Source organism: Clostridium sp. OS1-26 (assembly GCF_030915445.1).
Taxonomy (GTDB): Bacteria; Bacillota; Clostridia; order Clostridiales; family Clostridiaceae; genus Clostridium_AM.
The window spans coordinates 5,427,090-5,448,636 of sequence record NZ_CP133264.1; the positions used below are offsets into that span (position 1 = coordinate 5,427,090).

At 31.8% G+C, this 21,547-nt stretch carries 16 protein-coding genes and 1 riboswitch; of the genes, 1 reads left to right on the top strand and 15 read right to left on the bottom strand.

Annotation, left to right across the window (positions count from 1 at the left end):
• Window positions 1–93: 93 nt before the first annotated feature.
• The 13 genes from RCG18_RS26745 to RCG18_RS26805 all read right to left on the bottom strand — a co-directional run bounded on the left by RCG18_RS26745 (window position 94) and on the right by RCG18_RS26805 (window position 15,655).
• The gene (locus tag RCG18_RS26745) at window positions 94–2,313 is read right to left on the bottom strand and encodes a glycosyltransferase family 39 protein (protein WP_308039004.1); all 2,220 of its coding nucleotides are present in this window, start codon (window positions 2,311–2,313) and stop codon (window positions 94–96) included.
• A gap of 73 nt (window positions 2,314–2,386) precedes the next feature.
• Window positions 2,387–2,806 (bottom strand): GtrA family protein, encoded by a 420-nt coding sequence (locus tag RCG18_RS26750; RefSeq protein ID WP_308039005.1) that lies wholly within the window; start codon window positions 2,804–2,806, stop codon window positions 2,387–2,389.
• On the bottom strand, window positions 2,790–3,758 hold the full coding sequence (locus tag RCG18_RS26755) for a glycosyltransferase family 2 protein (protein WP_308039006.1): 969 nt from the start codon (window positions 3,756–3,758) through the stop codon (window positions 2,790–2,792). The genes RCG18_RS26750 and RCG18_RS26755 overlap by 17 nt, the downstream gene beginning before the upstream one ends.
• Before the next feature lie 223 nt (window positions 3,759–3,981).
• Complete coding sequence (locus RCG18_RS26760) at window positions 3,982–5,157, bottom strand: phosphoribosylaminoimidazolecarboxamide formyltransferase (RefSeq protein ID WP_308039007.1); 1,176 nt, start codon at window positions 5,155–5,157, stop codon at window positions 3,982–3,984.
• Between the two features lie 50 nt (window positions 5,158–5,207).
• Window positions 5,208–5,289, bottom strand: a riboswitch (ZMP/ZTP riboswitch).
• A gap of 115 nt (window positions 5,290–5,404) precedes the next feature.
• The gene (locus RCG18_RS26765; RefSeq protein ID WP_308039008.1) at window positions 5,405–6,370 is read right to left on the bottom strand and encodes a tRNA-dihydrouridine synthase family protein; all 966 of its coding nucleotides are present in this window, start codon (window positions 6,368–6,370) and stop codon (window positions 5,405–5,407) included.
• A gap of 261 nt (window positions 6,371–6,631) precedes the next feature.
• Entirely contained in the window at window positions 6,632–7,426 is a 795-nt protein-coding gene (locus RCG18_RS26770) for a sugar phosphate isomerase/epimerase (RefSeq protein WP_308039009.1), read from the bottom strand.
• Window positions 7,427–7,684: 258 nt separating this feature from the next.
• Entirely contained in the window at window positions 7,685–8,797 is a 1,113-nt protein-coding gene (locus RCG18_RS26775) for a sn-glycerol-3-phosphate ABC transporter ATP-binding protein UgpC (RefSeq protein WP_308039010.1), read from the bottom strand.
• 36 nt (window positions 8,798–8,833) lie between these two features.
• Window positions 8,834–9,577 (bottom strand): glycerophosphodiester phosphodiesterase, encoded by a 744-nt coding sequence (locus RCG18_RS26780; RefSeq protein WP_308039011.1) that lies wholly within the window; start codon window positions 9,575–9,577, stop codon window positions 8,834–8,836.
• Between the two features lie 89 nt (window positions 9,578–9,666).
• On the bottom strand, window positions 9,667–11,013 hold the full coding sequence (locus RCG18_RS26785) for an ABC transporter substrate-binding protein (protein WP_308039012.1): 1,347 nt from the start codon (window positions 11,011–11,013) through the stop codon (window positions 9,667–9,669).
• A 55-nt stretch (window positions 11,014–11,068) separates the two neighbouring features.
• The gene (locus tag RCG18_RS26790) at window positions 11,069–11,890 is read right to left on the bottom strand and encodes a carbohydrate ABC transporter permease (protein ID WP_308039013.1); all 822 of its coding nucleotides are present in this window, start codon (window positions 11,888–11,890) and stop codon (window positions 11,069–11,071) included.
• Between the two features lie 18 nt (window positions 11,891–11,908).
• On the bottom strand, window positions 11,909–12,823 hold the full coding sequence (locus RCG18_RS26795; protein WP_308039014.1) for a sugar ABC transporter permease: 915 nt from the start codon (window positions 12,821–12,823) through the stop codon (window positions 11,909–11,911).
• 324 nt (window positions 12,824–13,147) lie between these two features.
• Complete coding sequence (locus tag RCG18_RS26800) at window positions 13,148–13,717, bottom strand: glycerol-3-phosphate responsive antiterminator (protein WP_308039015.1); 570 nt, start codon at window positions 13,715–13,717, stop codon at window positions 13,148–13,150.
• Between the two features lie 597 nt (window positions 13,718–14,314).
• Window positions 14,315–15,655, bottom strand: coding sequence for an MFS transporter (locus tag RCG18_RS26805; protein ID WP_308039016.1), 1,341 nt, complete (start codon window positions 15,653–15,655; stop codon window positions 14,315–14,317).
• 544 nt (window positions 15,656–16,199) lie between these two features.
• On the opposite strand from RCG18_RS26805, the gene RCG18_RS26810 reads away from it, so the two are divergent.
• A complete protein-coding gene (locus RCG18_RS26810) occupies window positions 16,200–16,412 on the top strand; it encodes a hypothetical protein (RefSeq protein WP_308039018.1) in 213 nt (70 codons plus the stop codon).
• Window positions 16,413–16,527: 115 nt separating this feature from the next.
• Here RCG18_RS26810 and helD read toward each other — a convergent pair whose 3' ends face one another.
• Window positions 16,528–18,774 carry an RNA polymerase recycling motor HelD gene (gene helD, locus RCG18_RS26815; protein WP_308039019.1) on the bottom strand — a complete coding sequence of 749 codons (2,247 nt, stop codon included), beginning with the start codon at window positions 18,772–18,774 and terminating at the stop codon, window positions 16,528–16,530.
• Window positions 18,775–19,341: 567 nt separating this feature from the next.
• Window positions 19,342–21,078: a 4Fe-4S dicluster domain-containing protein gene (locus RCG18_RS26820; RefSeq protein WP_308039020.1), complete on the bottom strand. Its 1,737-nt coding sequence runs from the start codon at window positions 21,076–21,078 to the stop codon at window positions 19,342–19,344.
• Window positions 21,079–21,547: the final 469 nt, after the last annotated feature.

Here is a 21,547-nt window from a genome sequence, read left to right on the forward strand (position 1 = left end):
CAATCCTCTCTTTAAAAACTATTAAGTCTCTCTTAATATTGTTAAATCCTGTTAATAATTATAAAATTTAAACTTATATAATCGTAATATTTTTTAGTTTTTTACTGCGTTTTTCAAATCATATAATTGTCCTGAATTTCCTCCAGGTCCACCAAAATTCTGTCTTACTAAATTAGAATCTTTGTTAGTTCCTTCATTTGAATCCTTCCATTCACTTTCTGGAACGATAGTACCATTTTTTTGAACCCAACTCATAATGTCTTCATCAGAGCCTCTTCCGCCCATGCCTCCTGTGAGCACATATCTTACTTCACCTTTCTTAACTAGCTCTTTAAATTGATCTAAAGTAAGTATTTTGTCAGATCCTGAAAAACCTCCAAGGGCCATTACAGACTCACCAGTATTAACTATTATATCTTGTGCACTGCCAGCAGATGAAACCACAAGCAGATATTTTTCATTTGTTTTGTGGCTTTTTAAGAATTCAATTAATTTCGTATTGTTATTATTAGGACCACTACCTCCACCAAAGTTATTTCTCTGTCCGCTGGAAAGAAGCTCTAGTCCAGCTGAAGGAGTAACCGCGCTTAGCTTATGTGATATAGGGGTACTTGCACCAATAAGTGGAGTTACTAAAGTTCCTATTAGAGCAATGCTCACCAATGCCTTACTTAACTTCATTTCCTTACTTTTATTTAGATCAGTGTTGTTATCTTCAGTAATGTGTTTTTTCGCTTTTACTACATTTATTATATTCCATATAGCAAGTGCAGCTGAGGCTGTAAAGCACAGAATTAATGATGCTATGATTATAGTCCTTATAGTAGTAGATATACTATTATAGAAATAGGATAGCATTAATAATTGTGTCAATCCTTCTAATACAAAGGATACTGGTAAAATCCAAGACTTCCAACCACCTTCTTTATGCAATTCGCACATTGCTGTAACTCCTATTCCAGTTAAGGCAGCAATTGGTGGTGCCATCATAGTTAAATAATATGGGTGAAACAATCCTTTTGTAAAACTAAAGTATATAAATTCAGGTGCTAACCAAACACTCCACAATACTAATGCCAACTTTCTTTTATTATCAAAAGGAAATTTTAGTTTTTCCTTTATTGTTGCTGCTGCAAACCCCAATATAGCAAGTGGTAAGAACCAAACTATTTGATCCGATAAAACATTTTTAGAAAACAATCTTGTTATTCCTGATGGTGTTTCTCCTCCAAAAGATCCTGCCAGTCCACCTTGACCTCCTCTTGATCCGTCGCCAGTACCTCCTCCACCTGGTGGCTGCATATTTCCATTACCTTGTCCTGATCCTCTTTGACCTTGATCATCTTTATTTGAAAAATCTCCTGGCACACCTTGTCCCTGATTACCATCTTGAGGACCTGATGGCATTCCTTGACCTAAATTTTCTTGTGTGGCACTGGAAGTTGCATCAACACCCTCTTTAGATTGATTTTGCCCTTCTTTCATTTCTCCATCCATTTGTCCTCTGCCACCAGCGGTTTTATTTCCGCCAATAATTCTTTCTAGTCCGTTGTGTCCTAATATAAGTTCCTTAACTGTATTATTAGTACTACTTCCCACAAAAGGTCTATTTGCTGCAGGTACTGAATCCACAATTAAGGCCCAGGAGAAGGATACCGCTAATAGAACAACCGTTGCAGAAGCAAGATGTATTATTCTCTTTTTGATAGATACTGCTGAAGAAAGAAGATATGTTATATATAAAGCTGGTGCTACCATATAAGCCTGCAGCATTTTTATATTAAAGCCAACTCCCACGAGAGCTAAACTTATTATAATATACTTAACTTTTCCTTTTTCTGCTGCTATCGAAATGGCCCAGCAAGCAAATAATAGAGTTACCACAAGTAAGTTATCTATCGTATTACTTCTGCTTGCTGCTACAAACACTGGGGTCACAGCAAGGCATAATGCTGAAATCAAACCTGCTGCGATTCCAAAGGATCTTTTAACAAGATAATATATAAGCCAAACTGAAATCACTCCAGCAAGAGCCTGTGGTAAAAGTATACTCCACCCACTAAAGCCAAATATTTTAGCTGATATAGTTTGTATCCAAAATCCTAATGGTGGTTTGTCAATAGTTACAAACCCTGCTGGGTCAAAGGACACAAAAAAGAAATTTTTAAAACTCATAAGCATGCTCTTTACGCCAGCAGCATAATACTCATTTGCATATCCTTCTATACTTATATTTGCAAAATTTAATATTGCAGATAATATTAAAATCAGTGACAATCCTAAAGTTTCTTTTGTGAATTTTACTCTTTTCATTTTTATCGCCTCCCTTATAAAGTTACCTTTATTTATCCTATTTTAAATAACCTCTATAAAATTCAATACATACCTAGTTGAATACCCATAACTTATACCCAAGAAAATTTGTTATTTGAGCTATGAATGTTACAATTATTTTTGCTACATATACATTAAGCTCAAAATTTTTTATTAAAAGTTTCATAAATATTATTGTAATTGCCAGTGAAATTAAGTTAATTACAATAAATTGTAATAATTCATGAACTGTCTTTTTATTTGCGTTTCTATCCCCAAATGTCCAATTCTTATTAAATACAAAGCTATTTATAACCCCAAAGCTATATCCTGCTATCTGGCTTACTGCATAATTTACTTCAAAGAGACTATGAAATATTGTAAATACAGCAAAATCCATAAGAGTATTTAATACTCCAATAATAGAAAATCGACTTAAGTTCTTGAATTTTCCATTTAAAACATAGTTGGTTACTCTAATTACTAACTTCATATTTCTTATCAACTCTCTTATAATTTGTAGTACTGTCAATTATATAAATGGGCCTTCCTTTGCTTTCATCAAAAATTCTTCCAATATACTGCCCCATTATACCTATACTTCCAAGAGTCATGCCAAACATCATTACATTCATCGCTAAAATTAACCCAAAGTTGATTATCTCTGTTCTGTTTATCATATCTCTTATAATAACAACAATAGTTACAATTACTCCTATTAAAAAAGTTAACCCTCCAAAGTACCCCGCAACTACTAGTGGTTTGTAAGAAAATGATGTTATGCCATCAAAGGCTAGCTTCATCATTTTCTTTAAAGGGTATTTGGTTTCACCTGCAAATCTTTCTTGCCTAACAAATTCCACAGAGGTTTGCTTATACCCAACCCAACTTACAAGCCCCCTCACGTATCTATTTTTTTCAGGAAGTGCTATTAGAGCATCGCATACCTTTCGATCTATGAGTCTAAAATCTCCTGTGTCCACTGGAATATTGACTGTAGTCATACTTTTTAGTACTCTATAAAATAATTTAGCAATAATTTTTTTAAAAAGTGTCTCCCCTTCTCTTTTTATTCTTTTACCATAAACAACCTCATAGCCTTCCTTCCACTTTTCAATCATTTTAAGAATGACTTCTGGCGGATCTTGAAGATCAGCATCTATTACAATGACTGCATCTCCTAAAGCTAAATCCATTCCTGCTGTTATGGCAGCTTGGTGTCCAAAATTTCGAGAAAAATTTATAAGTTTTATTTTCTCATCATTTTTGCATATTTCTTCTACCTTATCTCTTGTTTTATCTTTACTTCCATCATTCACAAATATAATTTCATAATTATCTTCAGCACAATCCATAACCTTTTTTAATCTTTTATAGCTTTCACTAATAACAAGTTCCTCATTATACAAAGGTACTATTACAGAATAAACTGTGCTATTGCTCATTTACCTCACCTCAATTATTTATATTTGCACTCAATACTGCCTTTCAGTATTAAACTTATATTTGTATTTTAGTCTTGGATTGTTACAGTTTCTTTACAGGAAAATCACAACTTAACTACATTTTCATATTTTTACTGTTAGTTTTTTGCATATAAAAACTGCCGGTAAATAGTATTTACCAGCAGTTTAAAGCAATAATTTATAATTCTTAAAGTCTTTGATTTTAATGATGAAATAGTCTTAATCCAGAATAAACCATAGCAATATCATATTCATTACATGCATCTATTACTATATCGTCTCTCACTGATCCACCAGGTTGAACAATGTATTTTACTCCACTTTGAGCTGCCCTGTCAATGTTATCTCTAAATGGGAAAAATGCATCTGACCCCAATGAAACTTCAGTTAAATTGGATAACCATTCTGCCTTTTCTTCCTTCGTCAATCTGTTAGGTATTTCTTTAAACACATTGCCCCATTCTTTCATCTCCATTTGAGTAATATCATCTCTAAGATATTGGTCTATGGCATTGTCTCTCTCTGGCGTTGAAATACCTTCTTTAAAAGGTAAGTTAAGCACAACAGGAAGCTGTCTTAGGTACCAAATATCTGCCTTTGATCCAGCCAATCTTGTACAATGTATACGGGACTGCTGTCCTGCACCAACACCAATTACTTGTCCATCTAATACAAAACAAACAGAATTAGACTGAGTATATTTTAACGTAATCATTGAAATAAGCAAATCTCGTTTCGCTTCTTCTGTAATATTTTTATTATTAGTTACTATGTTATTAAGCATATCTTTATTTGCTAAAATGTCATTTCTCTTCTGCTCAAAGGTTATTCCATAAATTTCTCTTGTTTCTATCTCTTCTGGTTCATAATCCCAGTCCATTTCTATTATACAATAGTTACCTTTTTTCTTCTTCTTCAAAAGTTCTAGAGCTTCATCTGTATATCCTGCTGCAATTATTCCATCTGAAACAGATCTACTCAAAATTGTAGCAGTAGGCAAATCAACAACATCGCTTATTGCAGCCCAATCACCAAAAGAAGACATTCTATCTGCCCCTCTTGCTCTTGCATAAGCAGCGGCAACAGGAGTTAACTCTATATCTTCAACAAAATATGATTTTTTCAATGCGTCACTTAAAGGAATCCCTACTGCAGCACCTGCTGGACTTACATGTTTAAAGGACGCAGCCGCTGGAAGCTTCGTTGCTTGTTTTAACTCCTTAACCAACTGCCATGAATTAAAAGCATCCATAAAATTAATATAGCCTGGATTTCCATTTAGAATCTTAAAAGGTAATTTTCCGCCTTTTGTATAAACTCTAGCTGGCTTTTGATGAGGATTACATCCATACTTAAGTACAATTTCAAAATCTTTCATAAAAATAACCTCCAAAAATAAATTAAAACAAAAAACCACCTGGATAAATTTATATTTACCCAGGCGGTCGATATTCTTCTTCAATCATGCTCCCTATGGTAAACTCCATTTCCGCCAGTTACATGATCGTTTTTATTCTTTTTTATTTAAGTATATCTTATAGGTATAGTGTAGTCAATAATAAAAGATTCTCTGTCTTCCTTATCCTTCCAAACATTTTAAGTAAAACATAATTACATTACATAACTTAATATTGATTGTAAAATAATCCAGCCCCTTCTATGATTTCCTGTTCTGCAAATAAACTTAAGACAGCTGCATTATAATCACTTAACTTTTGTGACTTCTTTATTTTTTTAGCATATTTTTTATTATCTGAGAAAATGTAAATCATATATCCCCATAGTTCTTTCATTCTAAATATTGCATTTTTATCTTCATTATATACTTCTATGTATGTATTTAAAATTTCATCATGAAAGTCTTTTAAAACTTTTTTATCTAAATTAGTATTATCTTTTATAGAATCCATTAACCCTGGATTGGCTAGTATACCTCTTCCAATCATAACTGTTTTTAGTTCTGGAAAAGCTTTAATTAATTTATCACAATCATCAACAGTAAAAATATCACCATTATAACATACTGAGTTAGTACTTAAAGATAATGCATCTTTAAACGCCTCTAAATTAGGTTTATTTCCATAAAAATCTTTTTGTGTTCTAGGATGAATGATTAATTCTTCTATAGGATATTTATTGTAAATTTTTATTAACTCATAAAACTCTTCTGGATTATCTTTTCCTATTCTAGTTTTTATAGAAATTTTCATATCATCTATTTTAAATATTTCATCCAAAAACGTATCCAGTTCTTCTCTTTTGGCTAAAAATCCTGAGCCTCTATTTTTTGAAACAACCGTTCCAGAAGGACAGCCTAAATTTAAATTAACCTCGTTATAACTCAATTGTTGTAATTTTCTAGAAGTAGTAATAAAACCTTCTGAATCGTTAGTAAGTATTTGAGGCACTATATTCATTCCTTTATTATTTTCAGGCAAAATGTCTCTTAATTCTTTAGTTTTAAGGCTTGTACTATTATTTGGAACAATAAAAGGTGTAAAGTATTTATCAATATTATTAAAAAATTTTTCATAAGAATTTCTATATATGTATCCCGTAATTCCTTCCATTGGTGCTAAATAGTATTTCATTTAATAACTCCTTTATAAATATTCTAAAAACATTATATCAGCCTTCTTTTTTCTTATCTACCTAATATTAATTAATGTTTAATAATTATAAAGCCCTCCCCTCTCCCCTCGTAATAGTAAATATACTGGTAAATGATAAAGCTTAAAGAAAAATTTTATAGCGCACTCATGACAATAAAATAATAAAAACCCTCAACATCTCTGTCGAGAGTTTTACTGGTGGAGGCAAAGCACAATGGATGAAATCCACTAATCTTTTTTCTATTTAACTCTTCCTAAACAATCTAACAACATATCCTTATGTTTCCTCATAATTGAACCTTCTGTACCAGTTTTATATTCAAAAACAAGCTTAAAATTTAATGATGTATTCTTTAAAACTTTAAAAATACTTTCCCAATCTATACTACCTTGTCCAATAGGATTATGTTCATCAGCTTCCCCAAAATTATCATGTAAATGTAATGCAATTAATCTATCTTCAGTTTTTTCTATTAACTCAGGTATATTCCATTTGTTTATATGAGCATGGCCTGTATCAATAAGATAGCCTATGTTATCATCCACGTTTTCAATAAATTTTATATATTCCTCCTGAGTAAATAGAGAATCTCCGTTACATCCAACATTTTCAACAGCAAGCTTAATTCCTAATTGTTTTGCCATCTTATTTAACCTACTCACTAGCTCATAGGCCCTCTTTTTAGTATTTTCTTTACCAAAAGCAGATGAATAGTAGAATCCTGGATGGATAACTATATATTTAGCATTTATTGCTTTAGCAAATAATATAGCTTTTTTATGTTCATTAAAAGTTGTTTCACTTATAAGCTTATTTTCACTAGTTAAATTTGTATTCCAAGTTGGAGGGTGTATAGAAAATTCTACTTTATACTTATTAAGGATTTGGCTTAAATTACAAATAGTTGATTCCGTATCACACCAATACTGCCCATCCATCATTAACTCTATGCTATCTGCACCATAACTTATTAACTTTTGTATATTATCTTCTATATCACAATTGAGTAAACATAAATCAGAATAACTTATCATATTTAAATTTAATTCACCCTTTTTCACTAAAATTTTATACTTTTATCTTACTTATAATATGTTAAAGGAATGTTATTTATAGTATAAGTTTGTGTTAAGACTATACTTTCACTGCTGAAAACAAAACAATTAGTGCTATTCTTGCAAATCAAAAAAACATAACCACCTACAAGTAGCTATTTAAGCCATCTGCAGGCGGTTATGTATATATATGGTTTTGACGAAGATAAATTTAATAGCTAGCTTACTTCGAGCTTGCTAGAATATTAAATTTTCTGTTTCAATATCGAAACTATGAATATAGCTATTATCTATGGCAATTTTTATTTTATCTCCTACTTTAAACTTTATATCCATTGGCACCCTTGCTGTAACATTATATCCATGTAAATTCAAATATAGATATGCTTCTGAACCTAAAAGCTCAATTAGCTCTACCTCAGTTTCCATTATAATATAATCTTTTTCTTTTCCTTCCACCTTATTTGACAAATACATATGTTCTGGTCTTACACCCAGCTTTATAGTTTTATTTATATATCCACCTTTTTCTAGTTTCTCAACTTTATCCTTTGCAATTTGAAACTTATTTTCTTCTATTATTCCTAGAACCATGTTATTTTCCTTAATGATCTTTACATCAATAAAGTTCATTTGAGGACTTCCTATGAAACTTGCTACAAACATATTTGTTGGTTTTTCATAAATAGACATTGGCGAGCCTACCTGTTGAACTACGCCATCTTTCATTACCACAATTTTAGTTCCCATTGTCATAGCTTCCGTTTGATCATGGGTAACATATACAAAAGTAGTATTTAATTTTTTATGCAGCTTAGAAATCTCAGCTCTCATTGTTACTCTAAGTTTTGCATCTAAATTAGATAGGGGTTCGTCCATTAAAAATACCTTAGGTTCCCTAACTATTGCTCTTCCCAAAGCAACTCTTTGTCTTTGTCCCCCAGATAACTCCTTTGGTTTCCGAGTAAGAAGGTCATTAAGTCCTAATATCTGAGCTGCTTCCTTAACTCTTTTATCTATTTCATTTTTGTCCATTTTTTTCAGCTGTAGTGAAAATGCCATATTTTTGTAGACATTCATATGAGGGTATAAAGCATAATTTTGAAACACCATAGCAATGTCTCTATCTTTAGACTCTATATCATTTACAAGCGTATCTCCTATATAAAGTTCTCCTGAGGATATATCTTCTAATCCAGCTATCATTCTAAGAGTAGTGGATTTTCCACATCCTGAAGGTCCAACTAATACCACAAATTCTTTATCTTCAATTTCTAAATTTACATTCTTTACTGCATTGTATCCATTTTCATAGCACTTATTCATATTTTTTATAATTACTTTAGCCATATTACACCATCCTATATATTGGTTTATTTAGAAAAATCATAAACAATTTGTTCCTTGCAAAACCTTATTTAGCTTATCTGGATAATTCGTTATAATTCCATCTATCTTAAGTTCTATCAACCTCTTCATATGCTTCTCATCGTCTACTGTATATGCATTGATCATTATTCCATTTTTCTTAATATTATTAACTATTTTCTCATCCATCATTGCTGGAAAGGAAGGATGTAGTGCATCCGCTCCCACTGTTTTTATATATTCATGGGCATTGTAAAGAATCGCCTCATATAGCAAACCTGTTTTTATACTGTGGTTATATTGCTTTACTCTAATCATGGAATAATGATTAAAAGAGGATAATAATACGTTTTTTTCTAGTTTAAATTCACATACTTTATCTATTACCTTTTTCTCCAATCCACTGTATGCTATTATGTCATTTTTTAACTCTAGATTTAATAATAAATTCTTATCTTTTACATAATCTAAAAATTCATCAAGACTCGGAATCTTTTCTCCTCGAAATTCTTCACTGAATTTAATTCCTGCATCAAATCTACACAGTTCTTCATAAGTGTAATCATGAATAAAGCCTTCACCATTGGTGGTTCTATTTATAGTTTCATCGTGACAAATAACTATAATTCCATCCTTTGTCATGTGAAGATCTGTTTCAATACCATTACAACCAGCTTCTACAGCTTTTATAAAAGCAATCATAGTATTTTCAGGATACTTGCCACTAAAGCCCCTATGTGCAATATTCAAACTTCTTTTCATATCTAAAATCTCCTCTTTATATTTCCTATAGACTTATGGTTAAACCAGTACTTTAAGAGTAAAGTACTGGTTTTTTGAATAAAAATTAATTACTTATTAGATGTATTATATTTTTCAATTGCTGAATTTATGTTTTTTGCTGCATTTTCAATAGCCTGATCAGGAGTCTGTTTATTTTGAAGCATTTGTTCTATATTAGTTTCAACAGTTTGTCTTGCTTCTGGGAATACAGACATTAATGCACCCTTAGCTGTCTTTGGTGATGCATGTAATTGGTCTATAGCAGTTTGAAATTGAGGTGCTTTCTTTAAGTTATCTTTCATAACCTGAACGTCGTAAGCTTTTTGTGTTACAGGAAAATATCCTGTTTGTGTATTCCAATAAGCTTGTTCTTCGGGGGATACCATGAATTTTATAAACTCCCAAGTTGCTTTTTGTTTTGCTTCATCTTTGCTATCTAAAGCCCATAATGAAGCTCCACCTATTGAAACACCACCATCTTGTATTCCATCAAAGGCTGGTAAAAAAGCAGTTCCAACTTCAAACCTTCCTCCAACACCATTTAAAACTGATGATAAATCCGCTGTAGATTCAATATACATAGCTGTTTTTCCTGCAATAAATGCATTTTCAGTATCGTCTTCATTTCTTCCAAAGTTTCCTACATATCCGGAATCAACCATCTTCTTCCACTGATTTAAAACTTTTAATCCTGCCCCATTTTTGTCAAATTCAGTTGCTGTTGGAGCGGTTTCTCTACCATTGCCGTTATTTACGTAGTTTGCACCTTGTTTAACAAGGAATTGCTCAAAAAACCATCCATATATAGCCATGGAGTATCCATACTGAGTAACTTTTCCTGAAGCATCCTTTTTAGTCAAAGCAGCTGAATATTTCTCTACATCCGCAAAAGTCTTTGGAGGATTATTAGGATCTAAGCCAGCTTCTTTAAAAGCATTTTTATTATAGTACAATATCGGGGTTGATGTATTAAATGGCATTGAATAAAGTTTATTATTAACTGTATAGTATCCTAATATGTTAGGTTCTAATTGTGAAGTATCGTATTTTTCTGCATCTATGAATTTTTGCATTGGAACAGCCCAATTACTATCAATCATAAATCTAGTGCCTATGTCATACACTTGCATCACATCAGGTCCACCATTAGCTTTTTTAGCACTTTTCAACTTATTTATAGACTCATCATATTTCCCTTGATATTGGGCGTTAACTTTAATATCCTTATGTGAACTGTTGAAATCATTGACCATTTTTGTTATAGCCTGCCCATTCTTTCCTCCCATGGAATGCCAGAAAGTGATTTCCACAGGTTTTCCAGTTCCAGCAGCTGCCTGCTGACTGTTTCCACATCCTGCAAGCATACCAGTAACCATTAGGGATGCTGCTAATAAGCTTATTAATCTTTTTTTCATTATTTTTCTCCTCTCAAAATACATTTATTTTTTATTAATATATAAAATTATTGTATTAACCTTTTACTGCACCTGATGTCATACCTTCTATAAGCTGTTTTTGTCCAAATATGAAAATTATAATTGAAGGCAGTAATACCATTACAATACCTGCCATTATAATACCAAAGGACTGATTCTCTGAAAATTGCAGCATACTTATTCCTATTTGTACCGTTCTTGAAGTATCATTGCTGGTTACAAGCAGCGGCCAAAGGTATTGATTCCAAGTAGCTAAAAAAGTATACACTCCTAAGGAGCCTACTACTGGTCTTGACATAGGCAGTACTATATGCGTTAAAAACTTAAAGCTATTACAGCCATCAATTTTGGCTGCCTCATATAATTCTCTAGGCAGTGTTAAATAATATTGTCTCATCATAAATATTCCCATGGCAGAACTTAAATAAGGTATTATAAGCGCTTTATAACTATCTAACCACCCAAGAGAGCCAACGGTTAAATAATTAGATATCATAATAGACTCTGCAGGAATCATCATTGTAGCTAGCATTGCTGTAAACAATATGTTTTTCCCCTTAAAGTTGAAAAAAGAAAACGCAAATGCTGCCATACAAGAAGTTAAAACTTGACCAATAGTTACTAACAAAGACACAACAAAACTATTTATTATAAATCTTATTATTGGTGCTATACTTAACGCATCAATATAATTTTGAATATAAAATCTCTGTGGAATTAACTTAGGCGGAAAAGCAAATATCTGTTCTGGCGGCATTAAACTAATAGATAATGCATATAACAGTGGCGCTATGGCTATAAATGCAAATAAAATATTTACTATATAAAGAATTAATTTATTTACTTCTTTTTTCATTTTAGTATCATCTCCCTACTAGCTATAAAATACTTTATTTTTTTCATATCTAAATTGAAGTAGTGTTATAACGAACATTATCACAAAAAGAATTATAGACTCAGCACTAGCTGCCCCAAATCTATTATTAAAAAATGCATCTCTATAGATAGAATAAACCAATACATTTGTAGCCTCTCCCGGTCCTCCTAAGGTCATAATGTTTATTTGTCCAAAAGTTTGGAATCCGTTAATAATGTTTATTACTAAGACGAAAAATAGTGTTGGAGACAGACATGGCAAAATTACGTTTTTTAAACACTGAAAATAATTTGCTCCGTCTATTGAGGCACTTTCACTTAACTCCTTTGGAATATTTTTAAGTCCTGCAGTTATAAATATAAAATTCATACAGGTATTCATCCAAATAGCCACAATGGATACTGCAATTAGTCCCCAAAATGGACTTACAAGCCATCCTATATTTCTTTTTAATATATAGTTAACTAAACCTATGCTTGGATTAAAAAGAAGCAGCCAGATAATAGACGCAGATGCAGATGATACAGCCATTGGCATAGCATACATTGTATTAAATACCCGTTTAAATTTTAATTTATTATTACATAATAGTGCTGTAATAAGTCCTAATATAATAGATGGAATAGTAGTTAAAATTACAAATTTAAAAGTAACCATTATACTATTTATAAAAGAAGGTGATTTAAAAAGATCTGTGTAATTAGTTAATGCTGCAAAGGAACTTATTTCTCCTTGGGCATTAGTATTAAATAAGCTTAGATATATGGTTTTGAAAAAAGGGAAATAAGTAAAAGTTAAAAAAATAAATAAGCAAGGAATAAGATATAAATATGGTTCAATTCTTTTTATGCTTCCCTTTTTTGTTATAATTCTATTGGCGCTTGAATGTGATTTAACTATTGTTTGCTCCATGTATATACCTCCATAACATTTTATTTATGCATGTACAATAACATTTTGATATTAATTGCACTTTATGATTAAGTAAAAAAGATTTTACATTCCTCTTATAAAAACACCTTCCTTTTAAAAATTTATAACAAAAATTGGAGACTCAAAAAAACCATAAATCATCTTCTTTCGTTTATCTATATTCGCAATAAATACACTTTACAAACATAGTTTTTTAAAAAAGATGATTATGGTTTTCACAAATCTCCACCAGTAATCACTTATCCTATTAAATTAATTGTATGATAGCAAATAGTTAGATATCTAGAGCAAACTATACATATATTATAGTTCATTTTTGATATCTATGTTCCATAAATCACCTCTACTAAAAGATATACCATCTGCCCCCGCTTTTAATCCATCTATTATTTGTTCTTTCTTATTTATTAAACCACCTAATATTATAGGTTTATCTATTTCATTTTTTAATATTTCAACAATAGAATATGCTAAAGCCGGCATAACTTCTACTACATCAGGGTCATTTTCTCTAATGCTTTCTATAGCATTTTTTAATGATTTAGAATCAATTAGAAAAATTCTTTGTATTGTATTTAAACCTTTCTTTTTAGCAGCCTTCAACATAACACTTTTAGTCGATACAATTCCAGCAGGATTTATATACTTTTTCAAGAAGCTTATAGCTTCTTTGTCATTAGATAGCCCTTTTACTAAATCTGTATGCAAAAATATAGGTTTTTTCTCATTGCACATCTGAAAGTTCTTTTCCATTAACTCATTTAGTTTTCCATCCATTAATAATATGGCTGAAACTTTTGAATCTGCAGCAAGATGTAAATTTTCATATTGTGCTGCAGCAATTAAAGGATTATCTTTTAAAATTTCTTTCATATTCAAAATTAACTCATCCTCTTTAGACTCAAATTTTATATTTTAATTTTACTTCTAGCATGTTAACTGTATGTTACGTACAATATAAGTTTCGGTTAAAAGATACCGATATTTCCGGGAATTTTTTATAACTTACTAGATCAATTGCCGTTTTTTTTAATATCAAAATGTTTAGTGGAGATATCGTCACCCACCAAAAAATACAACCGCCTGCAAGAAGCTACCTAAGCCACTTACAGACGGTTATCAATATGTATGGTGGAGGCGAGCCTCATTGAACCCCTATCTGAAGAGTTTATGATAGTCGAGTAGGGAAAACCCTCTCGAACTTTAATTCGCTAAGCCATTCCATGCTGAAATTTTGAGCCCATTCCTTATAACCGCCCATGCTTATCCCCCTTTTTCTATATCGCAATAAAATAACCACTTTCATAATAGCACTGACTAGAAAAGGTTCCACCTTAAACATTTTTGATAAAAGAAAATGAACCAATATAGTCATAAAAACTATATCGGCTCATTTTAAGCTTGCTTCTTTCTACCTTGTAAAAAAATAATCCACCATTATACAAATTCTAAAAGATGTCCTGATTACAATTAACCCACATTGATTTCATCAAGAGTTTGGCCTTTGGTTTCAATACCCGCTAAAGCAACTACTGCTGCTACCAATGCAAACACTATAGTTAGCATAAGAAAGACATAAGTGAAACCACCCTGTTTACCTTTAGTCTGATATACCAGCCCAACGATGTAAGGGGCGGCAATTGCACCAATACGACCAACAGCAGCTGCCCAACCTGCTCCACTGCCCCTAACCCTTGTAGGATAGACTTCTGGCGTATAAGCATATACAGCACCCCAAGCTCCAAGGCTGAAAAAATAAAGTAGGCAACCAAAAATAAGAACATTAGTTACAGATGTCGCTTGACCATATGAATATGCTGATAAGGCGGTACCCGTTAAGTAAACTACTAAAACGAATTTACGACCAATCTTTTCTATTAGATAGGCTGCACTGTAATATCCAGGTAATTGAGCAATGCTCATAATTAATGTAAATTCAAAACCCTTTACTAAACTGAACCCTTTGCCTACAAGGAGAGTCGGGGTCCATAAAACAAATCCGTAATAGCCAAAATTAATACCTAACCATAGAATCCATAACACAAAGGTACGTCTAGCATAAGCTGGGGACCATAGATCAAAAATGGTAATACTACTGCTCTTCTTCTCTTCAGGCTCATTAGCTACGGTTTCTTTTTTATTGTTTACTCCGGCCTGTTGTTCCATCTTAGCTACAATCTCGTTTGCTTCTTGAAGACGCCCTTTTTGTTCCAAGTATCGAGGAGACTCTGGAATATTTCTTCTCAAATAAGCTGCATATAGTGCAGGTATTCCTCCTAAGAAAAATCCAATACGCCAACCGTAAACTGGAATTAGAAGATAAGCAATTAAAGCAGCAACTATCCATCCCCAAGCCCAGAAGCTCTCTAGCAGAACAACCATTCTGCCGCGTGCTTTAGCAGGTGAGAATTCACTAACCAAAGTAGATGCTGCTGGCAGCTCTCCACCCAAACCTAATCCCGTTAAAAATCGGAAAAACAATAATATGGTAAAGTTAGTGGCAAGCCCAGATAGGGCGCTAGCTACCCCGTATAGCACAAGAGTAAACGCAACAACTGTTCTTCTACCCCATTTGTCAGCCACCATCCCAGCAACAGCGGCACCAATAGCCATTCCCACCGCTGAAGCGCTGCCTAATAAGCCTAAATCAGCGGGAGTAAGCTTCCACGATTTGCCAATTGCAGCCATAACACCGGATACCATCCCTTGATCCATGGCGTCAAATAGCCAGCCAATACCTGTTAAAAACAACACTCTCCAAAGCATTGGTGTAACTGGCAATCTTTCAATCCTATGCGAAATACTACTCATTAATATTCACCTCTAATAATATAAATTTTATAGCTTGTATAATTATATCACAGTGTATATTCACCTGCAAATACATAAGTCTATTTATTTTTTGAAGAACAATCTTATTAATTTCTTGCCATTGTTACTCAAATTCTTCCGATTATGATGCTTTATTATTGTTTTCTGTACTAAGACAAAATATACTTTTGACTTTACTTAGCTTTAGCTGCTATAACTATATCTTTACCATATTTTGTCATCTTGTTTATTTTAAAATTGGTACCACGATAAATAGTGCTTTCGTACCCACTGTTTTAAACATAAATTATGCTGCTTTGTATTCTAATTTTAGTTATTAGATTTCTTTAGTATATCCTTTTATCTATTCTTTTTCTTCTTCATTTAAGTATGATGAAATTAAATATAGACTTTAAGCAAGAGTTTAGTTACTTCAAATATTTTTGTTTGAAGTAGCCTTAATGCATTACAACGACATTGAATATATTGTTTAATTGTATTATAATATATATTAAATGTAATTATGTAGAAAGAGGGTGTATTTATGGCAATTAGAATAATATCAATTTCAATATTTTTATCATTTGTAATACTATGTACTTTATACAAAGTTGGGAATAACCAAAACAAAGAGGATGAAGAAATAACATATCAAGATTTTGAAGATTCTAAAGCCTTTAGGTCATGTGGTAATGAGTGTTATAAATGTGAAATCTCTCAAAAGTGTTGGGAAGTACTCAATCATATGGAAGTTTAAAGTTTATGTTTAATAATAAAAAGCAAATAGCCCTGGATTAAACCAAGACTACTTACTTAAGACTTTGAATTTAAAGTTTGTACCTATTGTATTGGTTTTATTTACAGATCTAAATTTAATAATTTCCTTTGAGCAATGGTGTTATCTTCCCACAGTAGTATATGTGTAAAACATGAAGTGCTCTAGTGCAGGCAGTATAGAGCAGAAGTCTTTCTTCTTCACAATTGTAATTTTCATCTCCTGCATTATATATAAGCACTACATCAAATTCTAATCCCTTAGCAAGGTAAGCTGGGATTACCAATGTATTACTCACATATTCCTCATCATCCTTCATTATTGCTTTAACTGGAACCTTGTCTTCCAAGAAACTGTATACATTCTGCGCTTCCTTTACAGTCCTTGTTATGATACCAATAGATTTATAGCCTTTCTCCTTATATATTTTTATATCTTCAAGAAGTTTTTCTTTTATAGCTTCTTCATCTGAAAATCCAAGTAATAAAGGCTCCTCTCCACTTCTTTCTACACATTCAACCGCAATCTCCTTATTAATCAGCCTTCTTGAAATCTTAGTAATTTCCATTGTGGATCTGTAGCTTTTGGTTAAATTTATTATGCAGGTATTACCTTTAGGGAATATATGAGAAATATTATTATAATCCCCTATATTCATGAATGGATTTATGGATTGATGTAAATCGCCCAGTATGGTCATACTGGCATGGTTAAAAAGCTGATAAAAGATCTCATACTGCAGCGGTGTATAGTCCTGAGCCTCATCAATAATAACGTATTTGATTTCTGAGGTTTTTGGAAGATCTCCTAATGCACCTTTTAGATATAAAAGAGGTGGTTGATCCTCATAATTAAGCTTTAGAACCTTCAGGTTTTCTAAAGTATAGCTTTTTATTTCGTCAATTTTCTTCCCATCGTATTTAGTATTTGAATTACTCAAGAAAAGCTCCAGATTCTCAAATAGCTTTTTATAAATATCCACTAAATCAAACTCTGTCATTCTATTGATTTCACAGTAAATATCTTTCAGCTCGTCCTTTATCATAGCTGTACTGCATTCCATAATTTCTTCTTTATCTATATAAGAGCCTGAATCCCTAAGTTCATCAGCAACTTCTTCTATATGATATTTTTCATAAGGCTCTAAAAGGAACAAAATTCTTTCTCTTATCTTTTGAAGTCTCCTTTTCAGCGGAAGCTGCGCATAATCTTTAAAAAATAGTTTTTCTAACTCCTTTGAGGAAATTATTAAATTGCCTCTGAAAATTATATCTACAAAATTTCTATCGAATTTTTCAACGTAGACTACATATTGCTTTAATATATCTATAAACTCCATGGAAGACTTAAATTTTATATTGGTGATTCTCTTTTGATAGGAGCCTTCCTTCCTTGAGTCAAGGATATATTCCATCATCTCGCAGTAGTTTTCCTTCTTAAGCTCACTTCCTAAGGCTTTATGCATATATTCCTTAAACGTGGTCTGACACATATTGTCTTCTCCAAGCTGCGGTAATACGTTAGAAATATAATCATTAAAAATATCATTTGGAGAAAATATTATTATATTCTGAGGTGTTATCTTATCTCTATACTTATATAATAGATAAGCAATTCTATGAAGAGCAACAGAGGTTTTTCCGCTTCCAGCAGGACCTTGAACAATCAAATTTTTGTACTCCTCATTACGAATTACTTTATTCTGCTCTCTTTGAATAGTTGTTACTATAGCCTTCATTTTGCTATCAGTACTTTTACTCAAGATATCCTGCAGAACTTCATCGTCTATCTTAAGATTACTATCAAACATATATTTAATTTTGCCATTATTAATTTTATACTGTCTTTTCAGTGTAAGGTTCCCATATATCGTTCCTTCTGGACATTTATAATTTGCTTCTCCAATTTCGTAATCATAAAACATGCTGGAAATTGGCGCTCTCCAGTCATATACGAGGAAATCAAAATTATCATTAATAAGGTTGGAGATTCCTATATAACACTTTTCGGCCTTCTCCTCCCCCTTTTCAACAAAATCCATTCTTGCAAAATAGGGCGACAAAAGCATTCTCTCGTATTTTTCCTCAAGCTTTCTGGTAAACTCGTGCCTTCTCTTTTGTAATTTCATTGTACCGATAAATTCCATAAAGCCCACAATCTGTTCCAGGCCATTGGTTATGGAAACAGAGCCTATATCCTGCCAAAGTTGCTTTTGTGTTTCGAGGGCATCCTTTTTAAATTTTTCCTTAAAATCATGTTTTTCATCAAATTGTTTTCGAGCCTCTTTAAGCACCTCTAGCAACCATTCATTTTCAAGCTTCCATTCAAAATCGCTATTGTTCATAATATTTCCTCCTTTTAGTGGTCACACGGGGTAATTTTGCCTTGCTCCTTTCCCTTCGGGAACTGAGTAACTTAAGATGTTCGCTTCCGCTCACAAGTTACCCGTAAAAATTCATTTAGAACTTTTACCTAGCAAAATTACTCATTAAAGTCCATTTAGGACTTTAACCTCCTTATAATAAATAATTCAGTAAGATTATTTATTAAACCTGTTGACATTGCTTTTTTAAAGGTGTATAATATAATTAGGGATTTATAAAATAAATTCTAAATAAAATGACACCAGACTTATAATATCACTTTTATTTTGTTGTGTCAATATTAAAGCCATTTGTCATTGGACAAATGGCTTTTTGTGATATTGCTCCTCCAAGCTTTCTTCAGGCCCTACTGCTACCAGTAACTCCTTGCTCTCAGATTGTCTTCCCGTTGGTTAGGCGACATAGGCTTCTTTCAGTCTATCAGTTCAGCATACACGCTGGACGTACAAAAAACTAGGAACCTATAATCCCTAGTTTTTTAACTTATAATTTATTTCTCTAATTCTTTAATATGGAATCAAAATTATTTATACATATTTTTTTAATTCTTCTTCACTTAAAACATCTATGTTATCAATATAATAAGAATAATCTTTCAAAATTGTTTCAACAGTCATTTCTAATTTGCTCTTATCTTCTTTTGAATTAGCTACATAGATATATTCTTTTCCATCTTCTCTTAACAAGAATTTATCTTCTCCAATTCTTAATAAACCAGCATTCTTTGAATCCTTATATTCTTCTAAATTTTTATAAATAGTTGTTTTCTTAAGATATGGGAAGCCGCCCTTTGGACAGAACATATGGCAGTTACCACATTCGTTACACATGTTTTCAACGTGAGCTATTTGGTAATTAGATGTAAGTCCTTCAACAACAACTCTCATATTTGCTCTATTTGGACATACGTCAACACAGATTCCACAGCTCTTTAAGCAGTCAAAAGTTTCTAGCTTGTCTTCTAAAACTTTTCCATTACCTTTGTTTTTGTAGTTAGCATCGTTCTTTGCTTTATCAGCTAATGCATCTATAGCTTCAAGGTTTAATCCCTTAGGTGCTTGTCCTGCTTTTTTCATTTCATTTAATACAGTATTGTTGTTTGTATATCCTTTTGGTTGTAAGAACAATGTTGATATAGTAATAGGAGCAATTCCAGCATTAAATACATCTAATACATTGTTTTTATCTATTCCACCTGACATAGATATAGTTATATCATTAAACTCATTAGCAATTTTTTTAGCTACATTTATTGCTATTGGATATAATGGTTTTCCAGACATGTACATAGCTTCGCCTGGCATAACATTTCTAGTATTAACTACAGGTAGTGTATTTGTTAATTTAACTGCGAATTTTACGTTGTTTTCCTTAGCTGTTTCTAATAGCTTAGCTATTATTTCCTTAGCCATATCAAATTGTAAATCGTGATCGAAATCTTCTCTCTTTAATTCTATATCATTGTAACCTAAATTGTCCAAGATTTCTCTTACAGCATCATATCCTAATAATGTAGAATTACATTTTAGTAATGTGTTTATCTTTTTATTTGATATTAAATGACTTGCTATATTTAAAATTTCACTTGCCTTACATCCGTGCATTGTAGAAAGTGTAACTATATTTGTAATCTTTGAAGTAATCTTATCTATATCTTCTAGCTTAAATCTTTTGAATTTATTTATGTTTTTCTTTAATACTTCTATACACTCTTTAAATGCCTCAGTATTCTTTGCATCTTTAAGGTCATCAATAAAGTCGGAAATCTTCTTTGATTGAATTCCTTCAAGATCATATCCTACACTTATATTAAGTATAAAATCCTTTACATCTGATAGTCCAAGTTCAATACCCATAACTTGCATTAATACTGAAGCTTTTATATATTCTTCTTTTGCTTCTTCAACTGTTAACTCTGTAGACCATTCTACATTGTATCCTACATTTTTAACATCGATACATGGTCTTGCAATCATTTCTTGCATTTGCTTTCCATCTACTATTTGAACAGTCTTAGGTTCAAAATATCTACAACCTGTTAGATAAGCTGCTAAGAAGTTTTGAGTTAATTGTGTATGTGGACCAGCTGCAGGACCTACTGGGTATCTTAGATATTCTCCACAAAACTCCATTTCTATACTGTTATCGATATCCTTATGAAAATCCTTTTCCTCTACTTCAAATATTTTTCCTTTTGTATAATAATCTTGAAGAGCTAGCTCAAGAATTCTTTCAAAAGACATTGTTTTCATTACTTCACTCATGGTTGTTCCACCCTTCTTCAAATAAATTTTATATGAATTAATATTGATATAAATTTTTACTATATAAATATACAGCAATTTTTATGCCAGAAATAAAGGTCAAATACTGTTTCTTCCTGTAGTAAATTGTAAACACTGCTATTTCTTATAGCCATTTTATATATATTTCACAAAAAACTTATAAAAATATCGAAATAATAATCTTCATCAAAGCTTGTCCTACTATCACAAAATATAAAATTGATAATTTACTATCAATCCGACAATTAAAAATTATCATTTTGATAAAAAATTATCAATTTGACAGTGAAAATTATCAATTTGATAATAAAGGATATTGAACCTAAAGCTAAAATTCAGGTATTTTCACCTAATGGAGAACTAATTGAAACAGGTGATTATAATCTGATAACCTATTATCGACTTCATTAAAAATAAGTTGGCTAGATACAATTTCTGCAAACTAGCC